This is a genomic window from Streptomyces sp. NPDC004031, from assembly GCF_053604375.1.
On sequence record NZ_JBSGHL010000047.1, the window covers coordinates 1 to 24,429 of the forward strand.

At 76.1% G+C, this 24,429-nt stretch carries 16 protein-coding genes and 1 pseudogene; 6 read left to right on the forward strand and 11 right to left on the reverse strand.

All coding sequences use genetic code 11. The features are described 5' to 3' along the window. The 10 genes from ccrA to ACWERV_RS26435 all read right to left on the reverse strand — a co-directional run. On the reverse strand, positions 1 to 883 hold an 883-nt coding region (ccrA, locus tag ACWERV_RS26390; protein WP_452937431.1), incomplete at its 3' end, for a crotonyl-CoA carboxylase/reductase. After that, positions 880 to 1,152 carry a phosphopantetheine-binding protein gene (locus ACWERV_RS26395; protein ID WP_452937433.1) on the reverse strand — a complete coding sequence of 91 codons (273 nt, stop codon included), beginning with the start codon at positions 1,150 to 1,152 and terminating at the stop codon, positions 880 to 882. The genes ccrA and ACWERV_RS26395, both read right to left, overlap by 4 nt. After that, positions 1,149 to 4,184 carry a non-ribosomal peptide synthetase gene (locus tag ACWERV_RS26400; RefSeq protein WP_452937436.1) on the reverse strand — a complete coding sequence of 1,012 codons (3,036 nt, stop codon included), beginning with the start codon at positions 4,182 to 4,184 and terminating at the stop codon, positions 1,149 to 1,151. The genes ACWERV_RS26395 and ACWERV_RS26400 overlap by 4 nt, the downstream gene beginning before the upstream one ends. Continuing rightward, the gene (locus tag ACWERV_RS26405) at positions 4,177 to 6,174 is read right to left on the reverse strand and encodes an AMP-binding protein (protein WP_452937439.1); all 1,998 of its coding nucleotides are present in this window, start codon (positions 6,172 to 6,174) and stop codon (positions 4,177 to 4,179) included. The genes ACWERV_RS26400 and ACWERV_RS26405 overlap by 8 nt, the downstream gene beginning before the upstream one ends. A 319-nt stretch (positions 6,175 to 6,493) precedes the next feature. After that, positions 6,494 to 9,655 (reverse strand): amino acid adenylation domain-containing protein, encoded by a 3,162-nt coding sequence (locus tag ACWERV_RS26410; protein ID WP_452937442.1) that lies wholly within the window; start codon positions 9,653 to 9,655, stop codon positions 6,494 to 6,496. Next, a complete protein-coding gene (locus ACWERV_RS26415; protein WP_452937444.1) occupies positions 9,642 to 10,400 on the reverse strand; it encodes an HAD family hydrolase in 759 nt (252 codons plus the stop codon). The genes ACWERV_RS26410 and ACWERV_RS26415 overlap by 14 nt, the downstream gene beginning before the upstream one ends. Beyond that, a complete protein-coding gene (locus ACWERV_RS26420) occupies positions 10,397 to 11,713 on the reverse strand; it encodes a glycosyltransferase (protein ID WP_452937446.1) in 1,317 nt (438 codons plus the stop codon). The genes ACWERV_RS26415 and ACWERV_RS26420 overlap by 4 nt, the downstream gene beginning before the upstream one ends. 2 nt (positions 11,714 to 11,715) lie before the next feature. Next, complete coding sequence (locus ACWERV_RS26425; protein ID WP_452937449.1) at positions 11,716 to 13,548, reverse strand: condensation domain-containing protein; 1,833 nt, start codon at positions 13,546 to 13,548, stop codon at positions 11,716 to 11,718. Next, positions 13,545 to 14,603 (reverse strand): putative sugar O-methyltransferase, encoded by a 1,059-nt coding sequence (locus ACWERV_RS26430; RefSeq protein WP_452937452.1) that lies wholly within the window; start codon positions 14,601 to 14,603, stop codon positions 13,545 to 13,547. Before ACWERV_RS26430 ends, ACWERV_RS26425 begins: the two co-directional genes overlap by 4 nt. 5 nt (positions 14,604 to 14,608) lie before the next feature. Beyond that, positions 14,609 to 15,253: a D-sedoheptulose-7-phosphate isomerase gene (locus ACWERV_RS26435; protein WP_452937453.1), complete on the reverse strand. Its 645-nt coding sequence runs from the start codon at positions 15,251 to 15,253 to the stop codon at positions 14,609 to 14,611. Positions 15,254 to 15,874: 621 nt separating this feature from the next. Between ACWERV_RS26435 and ACWERV_RS26440 the strand changes: the two genes are divergently transcribed. The 3 genes and pseudogenes from ACWERV_RS26440 to ACWERV_RS26450 all read left to right on the forward strand — a co-directional run bounded on the left by ACWERV_RS26440 (position 15,875) and on the right by ACWERV_RS26450 (position 18,659). After that, positions 15,875 to 16,924, forward strand: coding sequence for a mechanosensitive ion channel family protein (locus ACWERV_RS26440; RefSeq protein ID WP_398183914.1), 1,050 nt, complete (start codon positions 15,875 to 15,877; stop codon positions 16,922 to 16,924). A gap of 217 nt (positions 16,925 to 17,141) precedes the next feature. Beyond that, a pseudogene (locus ACWERV_RS26445) lies at positions 17,142 to 17,534 on the forward strand (carbohydrate binding domain-containing protein); the annotation flags it as partial. Positions 17,535 to 17,636: 102 nt separating this feature from the next. Next, positions 17,637 to 18,659 (forward strand): NosD domain-containing protein, encoded by a 1,023-nt coding sequence (locus tag ACWERV_RS26450; protein WP_452937517.1) that lies wholly within the window; start codon positions 17,637 to 17,639, stop codon positions 18,657 to 18,659. On the opposite strand, the gene ACWERV_RS26455 is transcribed toward ACWERV_RS26450, so the two are convergent. Next, positions 18,566 to 19,438 (reverse strand): (2Fe-2S)-binding protein, encoded by an 873-nt coding sequence (locus ACWERV_RS26455; RefSeq protein WP_452937455.1) that lies wholly within the window; start codon positions 19,436 to 19,438, stop codon positions 18,566 to 18,568. The two genes, ACWERV_RS26450 and ACWERV_RS26455, sit on opposite strands and share 94 nt — an antisense overlap. A 225-nt stretch (positions 19,439 to 19,663) precedes the next feature. On the opposite strand from ACWERV_RS26455, the gene ACWERV_RS26460 reads away from it, so the two are divergent. The 3 genes from ACWERV_RS26460 to ACWERV_RS26470 all read left to right on the forward strand — a co-directional run bounded on the left by ACWERV_RS26460 (position 19,664) and on the right by ACWERV_RS26470 (position 24,398). Beyond that, positions 19,664 to 21,373 (forward strand): ABC transporter ATP-binding protein, encoded by a 1,710-nt coding sequence (locus ACWERV_RS26460; RefSeq protein ID WP_452937457.1) that lies wholly within the window; start codon positions 19,664 to 19,666, stop codon positions 21,371 to 21,373. Continuing rightward, complete coding sequence (locus ACWERV_RS26465) at positions 21,370 to 23,220, forward strand: ABC transporter ATP-binding protein (protein ID WP_452937460.1); 1,851 nt, start codon at positions 21,370 to 21,372, stop codon at positions 23,218 to 23,220. The genes ACWERV_RS26460 and ACWERV_RS26465 overlap by 4 nt, the downstream gene beginning before the upstream one ends. Positions 23,221 to 23,300: 80 nt before the next feature. Continuing rightward, complete coding sequence (locus tag ACWERV_RS26470; protein ID WP_452937462.1) at positions 23,301 to 24,398, forward strand: iron-siderophore ABC transporter substrate-binding protein; 1,098 nt, start codon at positions 23,301 to 23,303, stop codon at positions 24,396 to 24,398. The last annotated feature ends 31 nt before the right edge of the window (positions 24,399 to 24,429 follow it).

Here is a 24,429-nt window from a genome sequence, read left to right on the forward strand (position 1 = left end):
ACTCCTTCGGGTCCTGGGTGTGCTCGTCGCGCCAGAAGCGGTAGCCCTCGGCGCTGCGGTCGATGACGGCCTCGGCGCCCATCGCCCGGCAGATCGCCGCCTTGTGCTCGCTGGAGACGACGCAGACGGGGGTGCCGCCGCCCGCCAGGACGAGCTGGGTGGCGTAGGAGCCGAGTCCGCCGCTGGCACCCCAGATGAGGACGTTGTCGCCCTGCTTCATCCCGGCGCCGTTGCGGGAGACCAGCTGCCGGTAGGCGGTGGAGTTGACCAGGCCGGGGGCCGCGGCCTCCTCCCAGGTGAGGTGGCCGGGCTTGGGCATCAGCTGGTTGGACTTGACCAGGGCGATCTCGGCGAGGCCGCCGAAGTTGGTCTCGTAGCCCCAGATGCGCTGTTCGGGGTCGAGCATCGTGTCGCCGTGCCCGTCGGCCGACTCCAGTTCGACGCTCAGGCAGTGCGCCACGACGTCGTCGCCCGGCTGCCACCGCGTCACGCCGGGGCCGGTGCGCAGGACGACGCCCGCGAGGTCGGAGCCGATGACGTGGTAGGGCAGGTCGTGCCGGGCCGCGAGGTCCCCGCGGCGGCCGTAGCGCTCCAGGAAGGCGAAGGTCGGCACGGGCTCGAAGATCGACGACCACACGGTGTTGTAGTTGACGGAGGAGGCCATGACCGCGACCAGGGCCTCGCCGGGCCCCAGTTCGGGCACCGGCACCTCGTCGAGGTGGATGGACTTGCGGGGGTCCTTGTCGACGGTGGCCATGCCCTCGAACATGCCGGTCTCGGTCCTGTGCAGCGTCGCGGCCCGGTAGCTGCCGGGCAGCCGGAGGGCGGCGATGTCCCGGGCGCCGGTGTGCCCGGAGACGACGGCGTCGACGATGTCCTTCACCGCACGGCCCCCTGCGCGCGCAGGTACTCCGCGAGCGCGGGCACGGTGTCCAGCGCGGTCAGGTCGTCGTCGGTCCCGACGGCCACGCCGTAGCGCAGCTCGACGGCCTGGATCAGCCGGACGAAGCCCAGCGACGTCAGGCCGAGCAGCCCCAGCGACTCGGGCTCCTCCAGCGCCTCCTCGGCGCTGATCAGCCCGTCGCTGGCCTCGGCCACGAGAGCGGCCAGCTCGTGGTGGAGCCCGGAATCGGGGGTGGCGGGGGCGGTCATGCGCTCTCCTCCTGCAGCAGCTCGTCGACGGTGGCGACGACCCCCTCGACGGTGGGGGTGTCGAAGAAGGCGTCGAAGGGCACGTCGACGCCGAGCCGGTCGCGGATCCGGGCGGTGATCTGCATGATCGTCAGGGAGTGCCCGCCCAGGTCGAACAGCGCGGTGTCCAGGGCGATCGCCTCGACCCGCAGCACCTCCCGCCAGATGTCCGTCACGATCCCGGTCAGGTCCGCGTCACCGGTGGGGGCGGGGTCGTCCGCCACGGTGTCCCGCGGTGCGGGCAGCGCGGCCCGGTCCAGCTTGCCGTTGAAGGTGAGCGGCAGCGCGTCCAGCGGTACGAGGTCGCGCGGGATCATGTAGCGCGGCAGCCGCCCGGCGGCGTGCGCCCGTACCGCGGCGGGGTCGGCGCCGCCGACGAGGTAGGCCGCCAGCTCGCCGCCGTGCACGGCGACAGCGGCCTGCGCGACGCCGGGCGCGTCCAGCAGGACGCGCTCGATCTCGCCGAGTTCGACACGGTGGCCGCGCAGCTTGATCTGGTCGTCCCAGCGGCCCAGGAACTCCGGCTGCCCGTCGGGGCCGAGGACGACGCGGTCGCCCGTGCGGTACCAGCGGCCGCCGTCCGCGGCGGTGACGAAGCGTTCGGCGGTGAGGTCGGGCCGGCCGCGGTAGCCGCGGGCCAGTCCCGCGCCGCCGATGCACAGCTCGCCGGGGACGCCGGGCGGCACGGGGCGCAGCCGGTCGTCCACGACGCGCAGCCCGGTGTTGGCGAGCGGGCCGCCGAGGGTGATCCGGCCGGGGTCGGCGGGGATGTCGGCGGCGGTGGACCAGATGGTGGTCTCGGTCGGGCCGTAGACGTTGACGAGCCGCCGTACGAGCGGGCGCAGCCCGCGGGCCAGCGGCAGCGGCAGCGCCTCGCCGCCGCACAGGGCGGTGACCGGGGCACCGGTCCACCCGGCGTCCAGCAGCAGCTGCCAGCCGGACGGGGTGGCCTGGACGTGCGTGATCCCGGCGTCCGCCACGAGCCGGGCGAGCGCGGCGCCCTCGCGTACGGCCGCGTCGGCGGCGACCACGACCCGGCCGCCGGTGGTGAGCGGCGCGAACAGCTCCAGGCCGCTGATGTCGAAGGACAGGCTGGTCAGGTGCAGCCAGCGGTCGGCCGGGTCGGCGCCGACCAGCTCGCCGACGGCGGCGACGAGGTTGGCGAGCGCGGCGTGGCCGACCTCGACACCCTTGGGGCGGCCGGTGGAGCCGGAGGTGTAGATGACGTACGCGAGCCCGTCCGGGTCGGCCGCGGCGGGCGCGGTGGCCGGCTCGTCCGCGAAGGCGGCCAGGCCGTCCAGCGGCAGCGGTTCCGCGGGGCTCGCGGCGACGCCCGGCAGGGCGTCGGCGTGACCGAGGACCAGCTTCGCCCCGGCGTCGGCGGCGAGGAAGTCCAGCCGGGCCGGGGGCAGGGCGGGGTCCAGCGGGAGGTAGGCGGCACCGGCCGCGAGGATGCCCAGCAGCCCGGCGACGAGTTCGGTGCCGCGGTGCGCGCACAGCCCGACGATGTCCCCGGCGCCGATGCCGCGGCGGCGCAGCCCGTGGCCCACACGGTGCGCGGCGGCGACGAGTTCGCCGTACGTCAGGGTGCCGTCGGCGGCGGTCACGGCGACCGCGCCGGGCGCCGCCGCGGCGGCGGACCGCACCTGGTCCAGGACGGTGGTGGCCGGTCGCGGACGGGCGGGGCCGTCGAGCCGCGCCAGCAGCGCGCGTTCGGCCGGCAGCAGCAGGTCGAGATCGCCGACCGGGCGGTCGGGCTCGGCGAGCGCGGCGGCGAGCAGGGTACGGAAGTGGGCGACGGCACGCTCCCCGTCGGCGGCGGCCAGCAGCCGGGTGGGGATGTGGACGCGCCCGGTGAGGCCGCCCGGGGTGTCGATGAAGTGCAGGTGCATCGCGGCGCGGACGGTCGCGGTGGCGAAGAGCCGGTCCACCGGGGCGGACGCCTGGCCCTCGGACTCCGCACCGAGCCGGATGTAGCTGGTCGACACAGGGGCCATCGCCAGCCGCGGCGGCAGGTGCGGCACGGCCCTGCCGAACGGCACCTCGCGGTGGCCGTAGACCGCGCGGGCCTCCTCCCGCACCGCGCGGGCCAGCTCGGCGAAGGAGGCCTGCGGGCGGGCGTCGAGCGTGACGGGCAGCTCGCTGACCCACATGCCCAGCTCCCCCGCCGTCTGCGGGGTGCGGGTGGAGACGTCCACGGCCACCGACACCAGCGGGTTGCCGTAGCGGGCGAGCAGGGCGTGGATCCCGGCGAGCAGCACCTCGAAACGGGTGACACCCAGCGCCTCCTTGCCCGCGGCGAGGGCTTCGTCCAGCTCCGGCGTCCAGCCGAGGTCGAGATGGGTGGCGGGTTCGGCGGCGGTGGGCGTGGCGGCGAGCCCCGGCAGGACGGCGTCGGCGGGTGGCACCGGCCGCTGCGCCCAGAAGCCGCGCGCGGCGGGCAGGGCCGCCGCGACACGCTCCGTCTGCGCCCGCGCCAGGGCGGCGAAGGTGCCGAGGTCGCCGCTGCCGAGGTCGCGGCCGCCCACGGCGGCGCCCAGGTCGGCGACCAGGATGTCGCGGCCGAGCCCGTCCAGCACGAGGTGGTGGGCGACGGCCATGACGACGGTGCGCCCGTCGTCCACGCGCAGCACCGTGCAGCGGGCGAACGGCCCCGCGCTCCCGCCGGTGTCCGCGAAGCCGAAGCCGGTGGCGAGTTCGGCCGCCAGCTCGGCGGTCAGCCGGTCCGCGCCGACCGTGCGGTGCACGACCGGCGCCGGGGCGCCGGGGCGCAACAGCGGTTCGCCGTCCGTCTCGGCGACGGTCGCGCCGAGCAGCGGATGCCGCCGGACCAGCGCCGCCCAGGCCGCCTCCAGGGCGGCGGCCCCGACGCCGTCCGGCGCGGTCACGATCGCCGGAACCAGGTACGCCGCCGAAGCCCCGATGGCCCGCTCGGCGAACCACAGCCCCTGCTGGGCGGGAGTCATGGGAATCCCGGTCGCTGCCTCAGCCATGTGCTGCCGCTTCCTCTCCTGTGAGCTTGCCGTCACCGGCGCCTGTGCCGTCGCGATCACCGTCGCTCGGGCCTCCGCCCGCGCTGGGGCTGTCGCTCGCGTCCGTGCGGGCGGGCGCGCCTGCGCCCGGAGTCGTGCCGTCGCCCGGCCAGTCGCCGCAGCCTTCGCCCACACCTGGGCCGGGGTACGCGCCCGGACTGTTGCCCGTACCCGGGCCCGCAGTCGTGCCGGTGCCGCTGCCCGCGCTCGGGCTGTTGCCCGCACCCGCACCGGGATCCGCACCCGAGCTGTTGCCGGGGCCGAGGCTCAGGCGGTTGCTCGCGTCCGTGCGGGGGTCCGCGCCTGGGCCACGAGCCGTGCCGGTGGCCGGGGCCGTACCGTTGCCGCTGCTCGGGCCGTTGCCGGGCCCGGGATTTTCGCCCGCACCCGCGCCGGGGTGCGCGCCCGAAGTGGGCCGCGTGGGCGTGCCGGTGCTCGTGGCCGGGGCTGGCGGCGTGGGGCCGAACAGGTCCCGGAGTCGGTGTTTGACGACCTTGCCGCCCGCGTTGCGGGGCAGTTCGGTGACGTACGCGATACGGCTGGGCTGTTCGTGGGCGGCCAGGCGGGTGGCGAGGAAGCGGCGCACCTCGGCGAGCCGCAGCTCGCGGGTGGCGACGAGCACCGCGGCGGGGGCCCGTCCGAGGACGGGGTCGGGCAGGCCGAGGACGGCCGCCTCGACGATGTCCGGGTGCTCGTGCAGCGCCGCCTCCACGGCGATCGTCGACACCTTGTCCGCGCCGCTCTTGATGACGTCGCTCTCCCGGTCGACGAGGAAGAGGTAGCCGTCGTCGTCGAGGTAGCCGATGTCGCCCATCCGCGTCCAGCCGCCCCGGAAGACCCGCGCGGTGGCGGCGGGGTCGTCGAGGTAGGAGCGGGGCGCGCCGCCCGCGCCGCGCATCCACACCTCGCCGGTCACCCCGGCGGGGCAGGCCCGGCCGTCCGCGTCGCACACCCGGAGCACGCCGCCCCCGGCGGCCAGGCCGATGGCCGCGGGGCGCCGGGGGCTGAAGACCATGCTGGTCTGGGTGGGCGCGGCCTCGGTGGAGGTGTAGTAGTTGACGATCGTCGCGCCGGGCAGCGTCGCGGCGAGCCCGGTGGCCACGCTGGGCGGGAGCGCGGCGGCGGTGGAGCCGAACAGCGCGACGCCGGAGGTGTCGTGCCGCTCCAGCGCGCCGGAGGCGAGCAGCTCGATCGCCATCGCCGGGACGACGAAGACGCTGCCCACCCGGTGCTGCTCGATCAGCCGCGCGAAGGGGTCGGGCGCGAAACGCGCGGTGACGAGCATCCCGGGGTGCGCGGTGAGCGCGTTGAAGAGCATGGTCTGGGCGGCGTTGGTGCCGATCGGGAAGGCGTGCAGGAAGATCCGGGAGTGCGCGAGGGTCCGCAGCGGCGGGTCGAGCCGCATGCCGTAGGTGAGGTTGGCGTGCGCGGCGAGGACGCCCTTGGGCCGCCCGGTCGTGCCGGAGGTGTAGAGGATCTGCGCCGGATCCCCAGGCCGCGGCCCTCCGGCGGGTCCGGCCTGCGGCAGCGCGTCCACGTCCTGCGGGCCCCAGCGCAGCCGCACGGGGGCGTCGAAGCGCTCGGCGCCGGGTCCGTGCAGCAGGGCGGTCGCGCCGCTGTGCTCCAGCATGTACGCGGCTTCCGCGGGCGCGGTGCGGGTGGAGATGGGTACGGCGACGGCCCCGGCGGCGAGCACGCCGGTGTAGGAGCAGGCGTACGCGATCCAGTCCCGTGCCCCGTACAGCAGCCCGACCCGCTCACCGGGCCGTACTCCCGCGGCCCGCAGCCCGGCGGCGACGGCCTGGGTACGGTCCTGCCACGCGTGCAGCGACAGCGTGTCGTCGCCCTGCCGCACGGCGACGTGGTCCGGCTGGGCCGCCGACCGGGCCACGAGCAGGTGCGGCACGGTGAGGGCGGCCCGCGCCGCGGCGGCCGGTCGTCGCCCGCTCATCGCACCTCCCGCGCGCCGGGGTGGGTGCGGACGGCGCGGCCGCCACCCCGTACGGCCCCGGGCGGCCCGCCCGTAGCGACAGCCACCCGGCCGACGGCGACCGGCAGGACGCTCACGTCAGCCCCGGGACGGCGCCGGGCCGCGGCGCGGGCTCGCGGGGCAGCGGTGGCGGGACCGGGGGCGCCGCCCTGCCGCCGGCCCGCCGCGCCGCGGCCCCGGGCCGCACCCGCCCGCGGCCTCGCGGCATCGCGAGCGGCGGCGGAACGGCGTACGGGCGCGGCGCCGGGCGCGGCCGGTGGCTTCGGTGTGCGGGAACCGGTCATGGTGCCCCCGTTCCGGCGGCGAGTTCCTGGGCCGCCTCGTCGTCCGTCAGGCGTGCGATCTCCGCGACGAGTTCGGCCTCGACGGCGCGGGCGAGGGACTCGACGGTGGGCTGTTCGAACAGCAGGCGGACGGGCAGGTCGAGGCCGACGGCCGCGCGCAGGCGGCCGATGGCCCGCACCGCGAGCAGGGAGTGGCCGCCGAGGGCGAAGAAGTCGTCGAGGGCGCCGACGCGTTCGGCTGTCAGCAGTTCGGCGAAGACCTCGGCGACCAGCCGTTCGGCGTCGGTGCGCGGCGGGCGGAAGGTGCCGGGGGCGGGGTCCGGTGCCGGGGCGGGCAGCGCGGCGAGGTCGATCTTGCCGTTGGCGGTGAGCGGCAGCTCGGGCAGGACGGTGACGGCGCCCGGGACCAGCAGCGCGGGCAGCCGTTCGGCGGCGTGGGCGCGTACCTCCTGCGGTGTGGCGGCGCCGGTGACGTAGGCGACCAGCAGCTGGCCGACGACGGTGACGGCGGCCTGGCCCACCGCCGGGTGGGCGGTCAGCACGGCCTCGACCTCGCCGGGTTCGACGCGCACGCCGCGCACCTTGAGCTGGCGGTCGAGGCGGCCGAGGAATTCGAGCACGGGCGCGTCGGTGCGCCAGCGGACGCGGTCGCCGGTGCGGTACATGCGGCCGCCGCCGCGCGGGTCGGGGACGAAGCGTTCGGCGGTGAGGTCGGGGCGGCCGAGGTAGCCGTCGGCGAGGCCGCCGCCGGCCAGGTGCAGCTCGCCCGCGGCGCCGCGCGCCACCAGCCGCCCCGAGGCGTCCAGCACGTACGCGCGCACCCCGGCGACGGGACGGCCGATCGGCGGTCGGCGGACGGCGTCGGCGGCGGTCAGGTCGGTCGCGGTGGCGATGACCGCGGCCTCGGTCGGGCCGTAGGTGTTGACGAGCCGGATCCGGTCGCCGTGCCGCTCGCGCCAGCGGGCGACCGCGGAGGCGTCGGCCTGTTCGCCGCCGAGGATCACCAGCCGCAGCGCCTCGGGCCAGGCCGGGTCGAGGTCGAGCAGCGCGTGCCAGTACGCCGTCGGAAGGTCCAGCACGGTGATGCCGGGGTCGGCGGCGAGCACGTCGGGCAGGGTGCGGGTGCCGCCGGGCAGCAGCACCAGGGTGGCGCCCGCGGCGAGGGAGGGCCAGATCTCCTCGGCGTGGGTGTCGAAGCCGAGGTCGGCGAACTGCACGACGCGGTCGGCGCCGGTCAGCGCGTACGCCCCGGCCATCCAGGCGGCGCGTTCGCGCAGTGCGGCGCGCCCGACCAGGACGGGCTTGGGCGTGCCGGTGGAGCCGGAGGTGAACAGCACGTAACCCGGCTCGTCCGGCACCCGCACCGGGTCCGGCGTTCCGGGCCCGACGCCGTCGGCGGTCAGGACCGCGGCCACCGCGGACCGCGCGGTCATGGCGTCCCGGCGGCGCTCGGGCAGTGCGGGGTCGAGGGGGACGTACCCGGCCCCGGCCCGCCAGACCGCGAGCAGCGCGGCGATCTGCCCGGGGCCGCGCGGCAGGCTCACCCCGACCAGGTGTCCGGGGCGGACGCCCGCCGCGTGCAGGTCCCCGGCGAGTGCCCCGGCGCGCTCCCACAGATCCCGGTAGGTGACCTCGACCGGGCCGCTGCGGACGGCGACCGCGTCGGGCGTCGCGGCGACGGCCGCCGCCACCGCGTCGAGCAGCGGGGGGCCGGAAGCGGGGTCCGGGCCGGTGCCGAGCGCGATCAGCTCGGCCTCGGCGTCGGCGCCGACCAGCGGCAGGTCCCGTACGGGGGTGTCCAGTCCGGTCAGGACGGCGTGCAGCACGGCGGCGAAGCGGTCGGCGAACCGCTCGGCGGTGTCCGGGGTGAAGACGTCGGCGCCCGCGGTGAGCAGGACGTCCATGCGGTCCTGCCCGGCGCGGGCGTTGATCGCGGTCGGGGTGACGAAGACGTCCATGGCGATGTCGGTGAGGGTGTGCCGCGGCCCGTCGCCGTATCCCTCGGCGGTGACGCCGGGGAAGCCCTCGGCCCCGTCGAAGCCGGTCGCGGAGACGTCCATCGTGGAGTGCAGGGTGAAGACGGCCTGGAAGAACGGGTTGCGGCCCGGGTCGCGGGCCGGGCCCAGGCCCGCGACCAGCTCCTCGAAGGGGACCTCCTGGTGGGTGAAGGCGCCCATGCACGCGGTCCGGGTGCGGCGGACCAGGTCGCGCACGGTGACCTCGCCGGACAGGTCGGCGCGCAGCACCAGCATCCGCACGAAGTAGCCGAAGACCGACTCGGCGGCGACGTCGTCCCGCCCGGCGACCGGGGTGGCCACGCACAGGTCGTCCTGCCCGGTGAGCCCGCCGAGCATCAGCTGGTAGGCGGTCATCAGCACCATGAAGGGCGTGCAGCGCAGCTCGCGGGCGACACGCTGCACCTCGTCCCAGGTGCCGTCGTCGTAGGAGCGCAGCACCGCGACTCCGGCCGAGGTGCGGCGGGCCGGGCGGGGCCGGTCCAGCGGGAGTTCCAGCACGGGCGGCTGCGCCAGGGTCTCGCGCCAGAAGGCCAGCGACGCCTCGCCCGGGGGCCGCTGGGCGCGGGCGTGGTCGAGGTAGCGCAGGTGCGGCGGGGCGGGGGCGGTGCCGCGGTAGGCGTCGGCGGTCTGCCGGTAGAGCAGGTTGAGCGACCAGCCGTCGCCGACGATGTGGTGCGTGACGACGCACAGCACGTGGTCGCCGGGGCCCGCCGTCAGCAGCCCGATCCTGACCAGGTGGCCTTCGGCCAGGTCGAACGGCCGCCGGATCAGCTCCTCGACGGCCGCCCGCAGCTCCTCCTCCCCCGCGGTGGCGGCGCGGTGCACGGGGGTGGTGCGCGGCGGCAGCACCTCCTGCGCGGGCTCGCCGTCGCGGTCGGTGAATCGGGTGCGCAGGCTCTCGTGCCCGGCGACGACGGTGTCGAGCGCGCGGACCAGCCGGTCGGTGTCGAGGTCGCCGCGCAGCCGTACGGCGGCGGAGATGTTGTACGCGGCGTCGTCCGGGTCGAGCCGGTCGAGGAACCACAGCCTGCGCTGCGCGGCGGTCAGCGGGCCGCGGTCGGCGGCGGGGACTCCCCCCGAGGACGTCACGGGCACCTCCCGCCCCGCGGCCACGGGCGGTTCGCGGTCAGGCGCGGACATACGCGGCTCGCACGGTGACGCTGTCGGTGCCGTCGCCGAGCAGGCGGCCGAGCAGGGCGGCCAGCGCGGGGTCGGCCCAGTCCCCGGCCACCGCCACGGCGCCCAGCTCGGGGAAGCGCCGCAGGTAGTCGGGGTCGTGGACGGTGGGGACGGCCACGACGGGGCAGCCCGCGGCGCGTGCGGCGGCGGCCCCGGTCGCGGAGTCCTCGAAGACGAGCTGACGGTCGGGCGCGACGCCCAGCAGCCCGGCGGTCGCCAGGTAGACGTCCGGTGCGGGCTTCAGCCGCGGTACGTCCCCGGCGGCGACGACCCGGGTCTCGCCGAACAGCTCCAGCAGACCGGCCCGGCGCAGGACGGCCAGCGCGGTGTCCCGCTCGGTCGCGGTGCCGACGGCGAGCGGCACGCCCCGGGTACGCAGCCCCTCCAGGACGGTGCGGACCCCGGCGCGCGGCACGATCTGCGGGACGCGGCCCACGAGCGCGTCGAAGGCCGGGTGCTTGGCCGCGAGGATCCCGGCGGCGGTGGCGCCCGACGGGGAGAGGGCCGCGATCTCGGCCGCGACCAGCGGGTCGGGGCCGCCGACGAGGTGCGGCAGCCGGTGCGGTGCCTCCTCGCGGGTGAGGGTGACGCCCGCCTGCCGGGCGGCGGCGAGCCAGGCGTCGTGGTGGCAGCGCTCCAGGTCGACGAGCGTGCCGTCGAGGTCGAAGGCGACGGCGGCCACGGGAGCCGGGGCCGGGGCGGTCATCGGGCGTCCTTCCGCGGGGCGAGGGCGAGGACGGCGGTCTCGTCGTCCTCGTGGCGGATCCGGGCCTCGTAGCGGGGGCCGAGCATCGACACGAGGTAGCCGAGGTCGTCGATCAGGCCGATGCCGTCCGCCGGGTCGCGGCGGACGTGCTTGGAGCGGACGAGCAGGGTGGTGCGCGCGACGCGCAGGCTGTCCATGACCAGCGCGGACAGGTCGATGGGGGTGAGCATGCGCCACAGGTCGAGGTGCACGGCGGCGTCGAAGGCGCCGTCCGGGTAGTGGGTGCGCACCCCGAACAGGTGCGGGTTGCCGGGGCCGAAGGGGGCGCCGTGGTCGACGGTGGTGGCGCGGCCGGTGGCGGCGGCCGCCGCGAGGTCGAAGCCGATCCACAGGCTGCTCGCGGAGTCCGGCAGGCCGAGCGCCTTGGCGACGCGGTCGGCGGGGACCCGGCCGGGGTGGTCGCGCAGGAACTCCCGGCAGTCCTCGTAGTAGGGCAGCGTGCGGGCGACCCGGCGGTGATTGTCCGAGGGGTGGGTGAAGAACTCGATGTCGTAGTGGCGGTACTTGTCGACGAGGAAGGGCAGCACGGGTTTGGTCCGCTCCCACTCCGTCGTCCAGTCCCGGAAGTGCGGGGCGTGGTGGCAGACGGCGGCGGGCTCGTACCGGAAGCGGCTGCTGTCGCGGCCGAAGTGCCGGTAGAGGCGGTAGGTGAAGTCGGTGTCCTCGTAGCCCCACTGCACGAAGGACTCGTCGAACCCGCCGACGGCCTCGTAGAGGTCGCGCGGCAGCGAGAGGTTGTGGGTGAAGCCGAACATCCAGCCGGTGCGCCGGTAGACGTCGAAGGCGGCCGGGTCGGTCTGCGGCAGGTCGCGGTGGTCGCCCTCCATCGGCAGCAGGGTGTCGTCGGAGGGCAGCGTGCCCGCCGCGAGCGCGGCGAAGGTGCCCCAGCTGGGTTCGGTGCGGCGGCCGTAGACCACCTCGGGGCCGGTGTCGCCGGGCTGCCGCAAGTGCCGTGCGACGAGGTCGGGGGAGGCGACCGAGTCGGCGTCCATGAGCAGCAGCCGGTCGCCGCGGGCCGCCGCGGCGCCGGTGTTGCGGGCCGCGGACCGGCCGCGGTTGACCTCGTGGCGGACGCGGCGCACGTCGAGGGCGGCCTCGTGGCGGCGGACCACGGCGCCGACGTCCTGCACCGAGGCGTCGTCGGCCACCACCACCTCGAAGAGGTCCCGGTCCGCGGTCTGGCGGGCCAGCGCCCCGAGGGTCAGCTCCAGACAGTCGACCTGGTTGTAGGTCGGGATGACGATGGACAGCACGTTCAGGCCCCCGGGGATGCGTCGGTGGTTGGCGTCGGGCCGGCGGCCGCGGGCGGGTCGCCCGGACGGCCGCTGCCCTGGAGGACGACCGGCACGCGCTCCCACGCGGCGCGGGATTCCGGCCGGGCGGGGGCGTCACGGCACAGCACGTAGTGGTGCGGCGCCAGGGTCAGGGCTCCGTCGAGCCGGTCGAGCACGGCGGTGTGCACCTGCTCCGGTGTGGTCGGCCCTTCGGTCGCGAGGTAGCCGACCAGCCGTACGCCGCCGCCCCCGCCGGCAACCGGTCCCGCGGCGGGGACCGGTTCGGTGAGGACCCGGGCGGCGGACGTGCCCGGCAGCGCGGCGAGCAGGGCTTCCACCGCCTGCGGGGAGATCCGGCAGTGGTCGGCCACGGCGGCGTCGGCGGGCTGCCGGAGCGGGGTGACGCCGGTCAGCCGCGCGACCCGGTCCAGGTTCAGGTCGCCGGCCTCGAACAGCTCGGTCAGGACGGTCTCCAGCCCGGCCAGCAGCGCCCGCGCGGTCGCCGCGTCCAGGTACCGGCTGTCGGTGAACAGCTCGACGACCGCCCGTGAGCGCAGCGCCTTGACGTGGAAGTAGATCTTCAGCTGCTCCTCGTCGCGCCCTTCGAGGTCGGTCAGCACGGTGTCGGCGGCCAGCTCCCGCAGCTCCGCGGCGCTGCGGGCCGCGGGCGGGAGCGCCGGGCCCGCCTCGGGGGCGATGTTCACCGTGCTCAGCGTCCCGAGGGCGGCCCCGCGCCGGATCCGCTCGGCCGCCGTCAGCCGCGCGACCTCGCGCGGGTCGCTGTTGCCGCGCAGGTAGGCCAGCGACGACGCCCGGTGCGCGGCCCGTACCGTAGCGGCCAGCGAGCCCGTGTCCACCGGCAGCAGCACCGGCGCGACCTGGTAGTAGGTGCCCACCGAGGCGGCGTCCGCGGGGGTGAAGCGGTTGCCGGTGGCGAGCGCGAGCGGGACGGTCCGGGTGCCGGTGCGTACGGCGAGGACCGCCGCGAGCGCGCCCAGCAACGCCGCGGACGGGCTGACCCGCAGCCGACCGGCGACGGCCTGCGCGGCGGCGGCCAGCGCGACCGACCGCAGGCCGACGCCGGGGAAGAGCGGGCTCTCCCCGGGCTCGGGCAGGTTGGGGAAGACGGTCTGCGGCGCGGTCTCCAGCGCCCGCCGCCAGTAGGCGAGGGAGGCCTCGCCCGCCCGGCGGCCGGGTTCGGAGGCCTCGTACGCGGCCCTGGCCCGGGACTGGACGCCGGGCGGCGGCGTCCGCTCCGTCTCCCCGCCGCGCAGCAGCGCGAGGAAGTCCGCGCGCAGCGCGGTCAGGCCCCACGCGTCGGCCGCGAGGTGCGAGACGACGAGCACGACCTGACGCGGCCTGCCGCCCGCGGTGACCACGCTCGCCCGCAGCGGCCACTCCCGCGCGTGCCGGAAGGGCTCGTGCCACAGCCGGTCCTCGTCCTGCTCCGCGGTCCGGCGGACCCGGCCGGGGGTGGTCCCGGTGAACTCGACGGTCAGTGCGCCGTGCCCGTCGCACTCCTGCCGGGGCTCGCCGTCCGGGCCGGTGGGGAAGCGGGTGCGCAGCACCTCGTGGCGGCGGACGAGGGCGTGCAGGGCGCCGAGCACCCGCTCGCGGGTCGCGTCCGGCGGCAGGTGCACGCGCAGCCGCAGGCTGATGAAGTGGTTGTGCGGGGCGAGGGCGGCCAGGATGTCCCACACGAACCGCTGGCCCCACGTCAGTTCCGCGGTCCCGCCGTCGAGACCGGTGAACTCCAGCGCGACCGGTTCGCGTACGTCGGCCGCGGCCTCGGGCGCCGCCGTGCCGCCGGTCACGGCGCGTCCGGGGCCGGGGCGGCGGCCGCGCGCCGGAAGAGCAGGAACCAGTCGCCGACGCCGACCAGTTCGCGGACGTCCGGATCGGCGATGGTCTGCTCGCGGGCGGCGAGGACGTAGCCGTGGCGTTCGAGGACCGGGGTGAAGTCGGTGCGCAGGTAGTCGTTCTCCAGGCTGAGCAGCTTGTCGCCCTCGTTGGGCACGATCATCAGCGCGGGCACGTCCAGCCCGGCGAGCAGCGCGATCCACGCCTCGATCGCGGACAGCGGCATCTCGGAGAAGCTGTGGATGTTGACGGCCAGGTCGGGCCGCTCCCCCGCCAGCCTGTCCGCCGTCTCGTCCAGCGGGATCACGGTCGCCTTGGTCACCTGGCGGTACCGCAGGTACTGCTCGCTGAGGAAGGTCGACTCGGGAATCGCGTCGACGCACAGGTAGCGGGCCAGGCCCGGGACGCACTCCGACATCCGGTGGGCGAGGCGGCCGTAGCCCGCGCCGATGTCGAGGACGGTGAAGTCCTCGCGGGACAGCAGGTCCCAGTGCCGGTCGAGGAAGTACATCTCGTTGACGGAGTCGAGCAGGTCGCGGCTCGCCGTCGGCAGGCCCTGGAAGCCGAACGTCCAGCAGCCGAACGCGCCGTCCTCACGGGTGCGGTCCAGCAGTTTGTGGGTGTCCTGGCGGCTGATGTACTGGGTGAGCAGGAAGTACTTCAGCCGGGCGTTGTCGCCGACCTGGCGCAGCTGCCAGACGTAGGCGTTGTCGCCGCGGAAGAACTTCAGGTCGAGGTCGCGCAGCCGGCGGCTGCGGCGCCAGAAGCTGCCGGGGCGGTAGGGCGAGTCCAGCCCGCGGTAGCGCGCCCGCAGCTGCTCCAGCTCCGGGTTGCGGTCGTCCAGGACGGCCGCCAGCTCGGCGGGCGGCGGTGTGGAGCCGTCGTGCCGGCCGTGTCCGGCGTGGATCCGGAAGCTGGTCAGCTCGGTCGAGGTGCGGGTGAGGGTCAGCCCGAACAGGCCGACGAGCCAGCGGACGGTGAGGAAGACCCGGGAGGTGAAGCGGCTCATCGCGCTCACCCCCCGTCCGCGGTACCGGCGGCGGCCGGGACGCGGCAGGCCTCGCCGCCGCCCAGGACCCGGACGGCCATGTGGCCGAGGGAGACGTGCAGGTCCTCGGTGAGGCCGTAGTCCGCCTGGCCGACGACGACATGGCGGTCGGCCAGCGCCGCGACCTCGCCGGGCGCGCCGAGCGCGGCCAGTACCGTCATCCCCAGCTCGCGGGCGGTCCTCGCGGCCCGCACCAGGTTGGGCGAGCGGCCGCTGACGCTCAGCAGCAGCAGGACGTCACCGGGCCGGGCCCAGGACGGGAGCTGCCGGGAGAAGATCTCGTCGTAGGAGTAGTCGTTGGCGATCGCCGTGACCCGGGCGATGTTCTCGGTCAGGGCCACCGCCTGCCGCTCCGGGCCGCAGCCCTGCGCGGCCGCGGCCAGGTCGGAGGCGATGTGGAGGGCGGCCGTGCTGCTGCCGCCGTTGCCGGCGACCAGCACCCGGCGGCCCTCGCGCAGCGCGGCCACGAGGTGTTCCAGGACGTCGGCCATGGCCGCGACCTCGATCTGCGCGAGCGCCAGCGTGAGGTCGTCGATGTACTGCTTGACCGCCGCCGCGGCCCCCGCGGACGCGGACGGCGCGCGGCCGTCGGCGTCGGTGGTGATCTTCATGGGAGCGCTCCCATCGGCATGTCAAACCCCCGTCGACACATCTCAGACACCGAAGAATCGGGATCTTGTCAGGGGATGTGGCGGGCCGTCAACCACCTTTGCGTATACGGTTTTTAGACATCCTTGACCCCGCGTGCGACGCGTAGCACGCCGTCGCGCCGTCGCGCCGTCGCCCGCGCGCCCGCGGGCGGAACCGGCGCCGGACGGGCGCCGGGAGCCGGTGCGCAGAGGATCCGGCCAGGTCCCGGAGCCGTCACCGCGGGCAACGGCGTGCCGCTGCGCCCGCGCCTGCGGGCGGGAGAGCGGCGCTCCGGCCGTCCCGTACCGGCCGCGTCGTACGCATCCGCCCCGACACCGTTGTCCACGGTTTCGGCCAGGTGTCGAACAGCCGCTCCGCACGGGCCGCACCCGGCCGTGCGGAGCCGGGCGGGGAAGCCGGTCGTCCACCGCCGGAGCGCCGGGCGGCGCGGGGCTGCGGTGCGCGGTCGGACACGCACACAGCGCGAAGGGACGGCCGTCACAGCGTTCGGCGGCGTCCGGCGGGTACGCGTACCGGGTGCCGCCGGGCGGTGGCACCGCGGGGGCCGCACGGAGGCGACACGGAGGCGACAGGAGTTGGGCATGGAAGGCGCGCTGCGACCGGTTCTGGTGGTGGGGACGGCCCTGGCGGTGACGATCGCCGTGGGCTACGCGGTCGACAGAGCGCTGCGCGCGGTGGACGCGCGGCACCCCGAGACACCCCTGTGGCATCTGCTGCGCCGCTGCCGCCTCCCGCTCCAGGTGATCATCTGCGCGGCGATCCTGCGCGGCGGCTACCGCGCGGCGCACGTGGTGCACGGGCGGCATCTGCCGGCCACCGGCGAGGTGCTCACACTGACGCTCATCGCGGCCACGGCGTGGCTCACGGTCCGGGTCGCGACCGCGGTGACCGACTCGGCGTACGCGCGCTACGCGGCCGTCTCCCGGGACGTGGCCAAGATCAGCCGGCTGCGTACCCAGTCGACGCTCATCCAGCGGGTCTTCACCGCGACGGTGGGCGTGATCGCGGCGGCCTCGATGCTGTTCACCTTCCCGGCGATGCGCACGCTGGGGGCCTCGATGCTGGCCTCCGCGGGCATCATCGGCATCGTCGCGGGCGTCGCCGCCCAGTCCACGCTGGGCAACCTCTTCGCGGGGCTGCAGATCGCCTTCGGCGACATGGTGCGGATCGGCGACAACGTCGTGGTGGACGGCGAGTGGGGGACGGTCGAGGAGATCACCCTGACCTACCTCATCGTCCGCACCTGGGACGAGCGGCGCATCACCATGCCGGTGTCGTACTTCACCGGGCGGCCGTTCGAGAACTGGACGCGCGGCGACCCGCGGATGACCGGCACGGTCCTGCTGCACGTCGACCACGCCACGCCGGTCGACGCCATGCGCAAGCGGCTGCACGAGATCCTGGAGCAGGCCCCCGAGTGGGACCACCGGGCCTGGAACCTGGTGGTGATCGACACCACCCCGACGACCCTCCAACTGCGCGCCCTGCTCACCGCGAAGGACGCCGGCGACCTGTTCGACCTGCGCTGCGTGGTGCGCGAGGGGCTGGTCGCCTGGTTGCGGGACGAGCACCCGTACGCGCTGCCCCGGGTCAGCACGGCGGACGCGCCGGGTGCGCCGATGAAGGACTGACGGGCGGTCGCGCGCGGGGGGCGGTCCTTCCGCGGACGCCGGGAACGCGGCGGCGGCGGGCGGATGCGGGCCGGATTGGTCTAGTCCTTGCGCCGTCCAGCCTCTTGACGTGCCCCCTCGCCCGCCGCTACCCCTTGTCGCAGCCGCCGCGGCGTGGCGCACGGGTACGGGCACGGCCGCGGCCGTATCCCCCCACCGCCCCCTGGAGGCACCCGTCATGCCCCTCCCCCCACGCCGGTCCGCCCGCGCCGCCGCGACAGCGGCCGCGGCCGTCCTCGTCACCGCGGCGGCGGCGCTCGCCGTGCTGCCCGGCGCGGCGTCCGCGGACGACACGCCCGGCCTGCTGGCCAACGGCGGCTTCGAGACCGGCACCGCCGCGGGCTGGACGTGCTCCGGCCGGTCGGCCGTCACCGCGAACGCCCCGCACTCCGGCACGTACGCGCTGCTGTCCACGCCCACCGGCTCCGACATCGCGGCCTGCTCGCAGACCGTCGCCGTCCGGCCCGGCGGCCGGTACACGCTGAGCGTGTGGGTCAAGGGCCCGTACGCGCAGATCTCGGTGTCCGGGACCGGGGTCTCCCGGTCCACCTGGACCGCGGCGACCGCCTGGACACCGCTCTCGCTGGACGTCACCGCGGCGGCCGCGACGAGCGCGCTCACCGTCACCGTCAGCGGCTGGTACGGCACCGGCGCGGTATCCGCCGACGACGCCGTGCTCAGCGGCCCGGCCGCCGGGAGCACCACGGCGCCCACGACCACCCCGCCGACCACCGCGCCGACGACCCTTCCGCCCACCACCGCGCCCCCGACCACCGCCGCACCCACCACCGGCGCCCCCACGAGCCCGGCCGGGCAGCTCGTGCAGGTGACCGACAGCAAGTCGCTCAAGGCGGCGCTCGCCGCGGCGCAGCCCGGCCAGACCATCTCCCTCGCGGACGGCACCTACACCGGCAACTTCAAGATCACCGCCGCGGGCACCGCGGCCGCGCCCATCGTGCTGACCGGTTCCCGGGGCGCCGTCCTGACCACGTCCAGCGGCGGCGGCAACGTCGTCCAGCTCACCTCCTCCCCGTACTGGACGATCCGCGGCGTCACCCTGACCCACGCCCAGAAGGGCATCATGATCGACTCCTCCGACCATGTCACCGTGGACGGAGTCGAGGTGTACGGCACGACGATGGAGGGCGTGCACTTCCGCACCTCCAGCAGCTACGGCGTGGTGCAGAACTCCTTCGTCCACGACACCGGCACCTCGGGCAACGGCATGGGCGAGGGCGTCTACGTCGGAACGGCCAACACCCTGACCGACACCAGCGACCACGTGCGGATCAGCGACAACGTCATCGGCCCGAACATCGGCGGCGAGAACATCGACATCAAGGAGGGCACCACGGGCGGCGTGATCTCCGGCAACACCTTCGACGGCAGCGGCCTGACCGGCGCGAACTACGACGACTCATGGGTGGACGTCAAGGGCAACGGCTACACGGTGACCGGCAACCGGGGCAGCCGCACCACCAACGACGGCTACCAGACACACAGCCAGTTCGACGGCTGGGGCTGCGGCACCGTCTTCCGCGGCAACGCCTCGGACCTGACCGGCGCGACCGGCCCGGACCGCTACGCCATCCACGTGACGAACTACGACGCGGCCTCCTGCCCCGTCACCGTCGCCGCCGACAACACCGTGACCGGCGGCAACGGCCTGGTCAACCCCGGTATCCCGGTGGGCTGACGGGCGGTCGCGGCGCCTGCCCCCGCCCGGCGGCGGGGGCAGGTGGCGCAGATGTCGTCGGGGTCGATCGCGTAGTAGAGGCAGCATCCGGCGCGGGTCCGGGTCAGCCCCTCCCCGTCCGGTGACCGGCGGAAGTCCGCGCCGCCGGGGAAGGGCGCCAGCGGGGCGGGCAGCACCGCGGCGGCCAGCGCGGCGCCGCGCTCCCCGTCCCCCAGGGCCGCGCCCAGCTCCCACAGTGCGGCGATCAGGTCGTCGCCCACCATTCCCCACAACGCCCGCTCCCCGCGCCGGGCATGGGGGCGCAGCGCGGCCAGCAGCGGGGCCGCGTGCTCGGTCACCGCGCGGCGCAGCGCCGCGCGCAGGTCCTGCTCCCCGGCCAGCACGGTGGCCTCGGGGCGGCGGGCGGCCGGGTCGCCGGGCAGGCAGGCGAAAGGGGCGGGGGCGACGCGCAGGGCGCCGTCGGGCCGCAGCCAGAGGTCCTCGGGCCGCAGCCTCGGCACCCGGCGTTCCAGGTACCAGGGCCCGCTGATCAGCAGGCAGGCCGACCAGAGGTAGCCGTGCAGCGCCCGGGAGGCCGTGACATGCCCGGACAGTTGCTTTCCGCAGTCCGCCCGGATGCGCCCGGCCTCGCCCTCCAGCCATGCGCGCAGGGCGGCCGGTTCGCGGGCCAGGCGACCGCCGTCCACCCAGTCAGGGCCGTCCGCGGGGCCGGGCGCGCCGAGGGCGAGGTCGAGGTCGCACGCCTCGGCGAGCCGCCGGTAGGCCTGGTCCAGGCTCATGCGCGCTCCCCCCGTCGCGGGCAAGGTAAGTGAGGCTAACCTAACCGAATACGGCACGGCCCCGTCAACCGGGCGCATCCGCCGCCGGCCTGACGGGGCGACGGCGCCGCGCCCTCCGGGGGCCACCGGTCGGCCGCGCACCCACCGCCGGTGAACTTAAGATAGCCTGCCCTAAGTTTTCCCGGGCGGAGTCCGGGAGCGCGGTCCGGGTGCGGAGGGTGGCCGGTGGGAGCAGCGGAACTGTCGGGACGGGACGTCCTGGCACACTCGGTCAGGGGGCAGGCACGCGGCTGCGCCCTCGGCGCGGCACTCGGCGCCGTGCACCAACTGGGGGAAGGCCTGGTCCCGGTGCTCGTCGGCATCGTCGTCGACCAGGCGGTGGCCGGACGGGACGGGCGGCGGCTCGTGGTCTGGCTGGCCGTCCTCGCCGTGGTGTACGTGTGCCTGTCGTGGAGCTTCCGGCTGGGCGCGCGGGCCGGTGAGCGCGCGGCCGAGGAGAGCGCGCACACCCTCCGGCTGGCCGTCCTGCGCCGGGTGCTCGACGCCCGCGGCGGCGCCGAGCAGGGGCGGCTGCCCGGCGAGCTGGCCAACGTGGCCACCGAGGACGCTCGCCGGGTCGGCGCGGTCAACATGGCGCTGATGAGCGGCGCGTGGGCGGTCGCCGGCATCGCGGTGAGCGCGGTGGCCCTGCTGGTGATCTCCGTGCCGCTGGGGCTGATCGTGCTGCTCGGGACCCCGGTGCTGCTGTGGGTGGGCCACCTGCTCGGCAAACCGCTGGAGCGCCGCAGCGAGGCCGAGCAGGACCGGGCCGCGCAGGCCGCGGGAGTGGCCGCCGACCTGGTGTCCGGGCTGCGGGTGCTGAAGGGCCTGGGGGCCCGGCAGGCGGCCGTCGAGCGCTACCGCGGGGCGAGCCGGGTCTCGCTCGCGGCCACCTTGCGGGCGGCCCGCGCGGAGGCCTGGCAGACCGGGCTGGTGCTCTCCCTGACCGGTGGCTTCATCGCGCTGATCGCCCTGGTCGGCGGGCGGCTGGCGCTGGACGGCTCGCTCAGCCTCGGGCAGTTGGTGTCGGCGGTGGGCCTCGCCCTGTTCCTGCTGGGACCGCTGGAGACCTTCGCGTGGGTCAACGCGGAGCTGGCGCAGGGCCGCGCGTCGGCCGCGCGGATCGCCGAGGTGCTCACCGCGGGCCCGGCCGTCACGGGCGGCACGCAGGCCCCGCCGGAGCCGGTGCACGGCGCGCTGCGGCTGCGCGGGGTACGGCTCGGCCCGCTGGACGGCGTCGACCTCGACCTCCCGGCCGGGCGGCTGACCGGGATCGCGGTGACCGATCCGGCGTGCGCGGAGGCCCTGCTGAGCTGCCTGGGCCGGGAGCGGGACCCGGAGGCCGGGGCGGTCGAGCTGGACGGTGTGCCGCTGACCCGGCTGGACCCGGCGCAGCTGCGGGGGGCGGTGCTGGTGGCCCCGCATGACGCGGCGCTGTTCGAGGGTTCGCTCGCCGCCAACGTCGGACCGCCGGACGCGGACGGCGCCGGTGGCCGGGCCGACGACGCCCTGACGGAACGTGCCATGGCCGCCGCGCACGCCGACGAGGTGGCGCGGTCGCTGCCGCCGGACGCCGGTGTCGGCGAGGGCGGACGGCAGCTGTCCGGCGGCCAGCGCCAGCGCGTCCTGCTGGCGCGCGCGCTGCGGGCCGGACCGCCCGTCCTGGTGGTGCACGACCCGACGACCGCCGTGGACGCCGTGACCGAGGCGCGGATCGCCGAGGGGCTGCGCGAACTGCGGCAGGGGCGCACGACCCTGGTGGTGACCAACAGCCCCGCGCTGCTGGCCGTGACCGACCGGGTGGTTCTCCTCGACCGCGGCCGGGTCGGCGCCGAGGGCACCCACGCCGGTCTCGTCAGGACCGACGCGGCCTACCGGTCGGCGGTGCTCGTATGACCGCGTACGACACCGTGGACACGGCGGCCCGGGACAGCGCGCCCGCCGCCACCGCCGACGCCGCCTCCGGCCGCGAGCTGCTGCCCACGGCGACCCCGGCCCGCACCCGCGCCGTGGTGCGCGCGCTGGTGCGCCCCCAGCGGGGCCTGGCCGCCGCGGGGTTCGGCCTGATGGTGCTCGCCACCGGTGTCGGGCTCCTCACCCAGCCGCTGCTCGGCCACATCGTCGACCTGGTCACCGAGAAGCGCTCCGCGGACGCCCTGACCCGCCCGGTGATCGCGCTCGCCGCCGTCGCCGCCGTGCAGGGCCTCCTGACCGCCGGGGGGCTGTCGCTGCTGTCCCGGCTCGGCGAGACCGTGCTCGCCCGGCTGCGCGAGTCCTTCGTGGAGCGCGCCCTGGCGCTGCCGCTGGAGCGGGTGGAGCGCGCGGGCTCGGGCGACCTGAGCGCGCGGGTGACCCGGGACGTCTCGCGGGTGGCCGAGGCGGTGCGCGGGGCGCTGCCCGAGCTGACCCGGTCGGGGCTGTCGATCGTGCTGACGCTGGGCGCCCTCGCGCTGCTGGACTGGCGTTTCCTGCCCGCCGCGCTCGTCGCCGTCCCCGTGCAGGCGCACACCGCGCGCTGGTACGTCCGCAACGCCGTCCCGCTGTACGCCCGTGAGCGCGTCGCCACCGGCGCGCAGCAGCAGCAGCTGCTGGACACCATCGGCGGCGCGCGCACCGTCCGCGCCTACCGGCTCCAGGAGGGCCGCACCCGGCGGGTCGCCGAGACCTCGCGGGCCGCGGTGGAGCTGACGATGCGCGGGGTGGGGCTGGTCCTGCGCTTCTACGGCCGGCTGCACATAGCCGAGTACGCGGGCCTGGCCTCCGTCCTGGTCACCGGCTTCCTGCTGGTGCGCTCCGGGGCCGCGTCGGTCGGCACCGCGACCGCCGCCGCGCTGTACTTCCTGGGCCTGTTCGGCCCGGTCAACACCGCGCTCGTGCTGCTCGACGACGCCCAGTCGGCGACCGCGGGCCTCGCCCGGCTGATCGGCGTGGTGGACGAACCCGCGCCCTCTGCGCCCGCCGCCGCACCGGCCGCCGCCGCGCGGGAGGCGGCCGTGACGCTGTCCGGCGTGTCCCATGCGTACGTCCCCGGGCGGCCGGTCCTGCACGACGTGGACCTGCGCGTACGGCCCGGGGAGCGGGTCGCGCTGGTCGGCACGACCGGTGCGGGCAAGACGACGCTGGCCAAGCTGGTGGCCGGGCTGCACCGCCCGGCCGCCGGGACGGTCGAGGTCGGCGGCGCCGCACCCGAGGAGTCCGGCGGCGTCGTCGGGCTGGTCACCCAGGAGGTCCACGTCTTCGCCGGCCCGCTCGCCGACGACCTGCGGCTGGCCCGCCCCGGCGCGACCGACGCCGACTTGCGCGAGGCGCTGGAGGCGGTCGGGGCGCTCGGCTGGGCCGAGGCCCTGCCCGGGGGGCTGGAGACGGTCGTCGGCAACGGCGGCCACCCGCTGACCCCCGACCGCGCCCAGCAGCTCGCCCTGGCCCGGCTGCTGCTGGCCGACCCGCCGGTCGTCGTCCTGGACGAGGCGACCGCGGAGGCGGGCAGCTCGGGCGCCCGGCTGCTCGACGAGGCCGCCGAGCGCGCGCTGCGCGGCCGTACCGCACTGGTCGTCGCCCACCGGCTCAGCCAGGCCGCTGCCGCGGACCGCGTCGCCGTCCTGAGCGACGGCCGGGTCGTGGAGGAGGGCACGCACGAGCAGCTGCTCGCCGCGCGGGGCGCCTACGCCGCCCTGTGGAAGGCCTGGTCGGACAGCCGCACCCCCGGCCCCGGCGACCGGGCCGGTCCCGGCGGCCGGAGCTGACGCCCCGCCGCGCCCACCGCCCGCCGACGACGCCCGCCACTGCCCCGCACCGCCCACCGCATCCACAGAAAGATCACCCGATGTCCCGCACTCCCGGAGCCTCCCGCCGCATATCGCGGCTGGCCGGCGCCCTCCTCTCGGTCCTCCTGCTCACCACGGCGGCCGCCTGCGGCTCCTCCGACGACAGCTCCGGCCCGTCCGCGGACTCCGGCAAGGACACGTCGGCGTCCGCCTCCGCGGCCCCCGAGGCGAACGCCTTCCCCGTCACGATCGCCCACAAGTTCGGCAGCACGACGATCACGTCGGCGCCCAAGCGGGTCGTGACGGTCGGGCTCACCGACCAGGACGCGGTGCTCGCGCTGGGCACCGTGCCGGTCGGCACCACCGAGTGGCTGGGCGGCTACAAGGGCGCCGTCGGCCCCTGGGCGAAGGACAAGCTGGGCGGCGCGCCCGCGCCGACCGTCCTGAAGGACAACGGCACCGGCCCGCAGGTCGAGAAGATCGCCGCGCTGCGGCCGGACCTGATCCTCGCCGTCTACTCGGGTCTGACGAAGGCGCAGTACGACAGCCTGTCGAAGTTCGCGCCGGTCGTCGCGCAGCCCAAGGAGTACAACGACTTCGGCGTGCCGTGGGAGCAGCAGACCGAGGAGATCGGCAAGGCACTCGGCAAGCCGGCCGAGGCGAAGCAGCTGGTGGACGGTGTGACGGCGAAGTTCGCCGCGGCCAAGCAGGCGCACCCGGAGTTCGCGAAGGCCACCGCGGTGATGGCCACGCCCTACGAGGGGACGTTCGTCTACGGCACGCAGGACCCGCGCTCGCGGCTGCTGTCGGACCTGGGCCTGTCGCTGCCGAAGAACCTCGACGCGGTGATCGGCGACCAGTTCGGCGCCAACATCAGCAAGGAGCGGATGGACCTGCTGGACCAGGGCGTCGCGGTGTGGATCGTGCCCGACCTGACCTCCGCGGTGACCAAGCTGCACGGTGACAAGATCTACGGGGACCTGAACGTGGTGAAGCAGGGCCGCGAGGTCTTCGTCAAGGAGACCAGCGACTACGGCAACGCCGTGTCCCTGTCGACCGTGCTGAGCATCCCCTTCGTCCTGGACCGCCTGGTGCCGCAGCTCGCCGCCGCGGTGGACGGCGACCCGGCCACGAAGGTGGACGAGTCGGTGTCCTGACCGCTCGCCGGACGGCGTGAAGGGGGGGGCG

Excerpts from the sequence above, each read along its gene's own strand:
- ACWERV_RS26435 (WP_452937453.1), bottom strand. The coding sequence starts at position 15,253 with ATGAAGATCACCACCGACGCCGACGGCCGCGCGCCGTCCGCGTCCGCG.
- ACWERV_RS26430 (WP_452937452.1), bottom strand. The coding sequence starts at position 14,603 with ATGAGCCGCTTCACCTCCCGGGTCTTCCTCACCGTCCGCTGGCTCGTC.
- ACWERV_RS26400 (WP_452937436.1), bottom strand. The coding sequence starts at position 4,184 with ATGGCTGAGGCAGCGACCGGGATTCCCATGACTCCCGCCCAGCAGGGG.
- ACWERV_RS26470 (WP_452937462.1), top strand. The coding sequence starts at position 23,301 with ATGTCCCGCACTCCCGGAGCCTCCCGCCGCATATCGCGGCTGGCCGGC.
- ACWERV_RS26405 (WP_452937439.1), bottom strand. The coding sequence starts at position 6,174 with ATGAGCGGGCGACGACCGGCCGCCGCGGCGCGGGCCGCCCTCACCGTG.
- ACWERV_RS26410 (WP_452937442.1), bottom strand. The coding sequence starts at position 9,655 with ATGTCCGCGCCTGACCGCGAACCGCCCGTGGCCGCGGGGCGGGAGGTG.
- ACWERV_RS26395 (WP_452937433.1), bottom strand. The coding sequence starts at position 1,152 with ATGACCGCCCCCGCCACCCCCGATTCCGGGCTCCACCACGAGCTGGCC.
- ACWERV_RS26440 (WP_398183914.1), top strand. The coding sequence starts at position 15,875 with ATGGAAGGCGCGCTGCGACCGGTTCTGGTGGTGGGGACGGCCCTGGCG.
- ACWERV_RS26455 (WP_452937455.1), bottom strand. The coding sequence starts at position 19,438 with ATGAGCCTGGACCAGGCCTACCGGCGGCTCGCCGAGGCGTGCGACCTC.
- ACWERV_RS26415 (WP_452937444.1), bottom strand. The coding sequence starts at position 10,400 with ATGACCGCCCCGGCCCCGGCTCCCGTGGCCGCCGTCGCCTTCGACCTC.
- ACWERV_RS26465 (WP_452937460.1), top strand. The coding sequence starts at position 21,370 with ATGACCGCGTACGACACCGTGGACACGGCGGCCCGGGACAGCGCGCCC.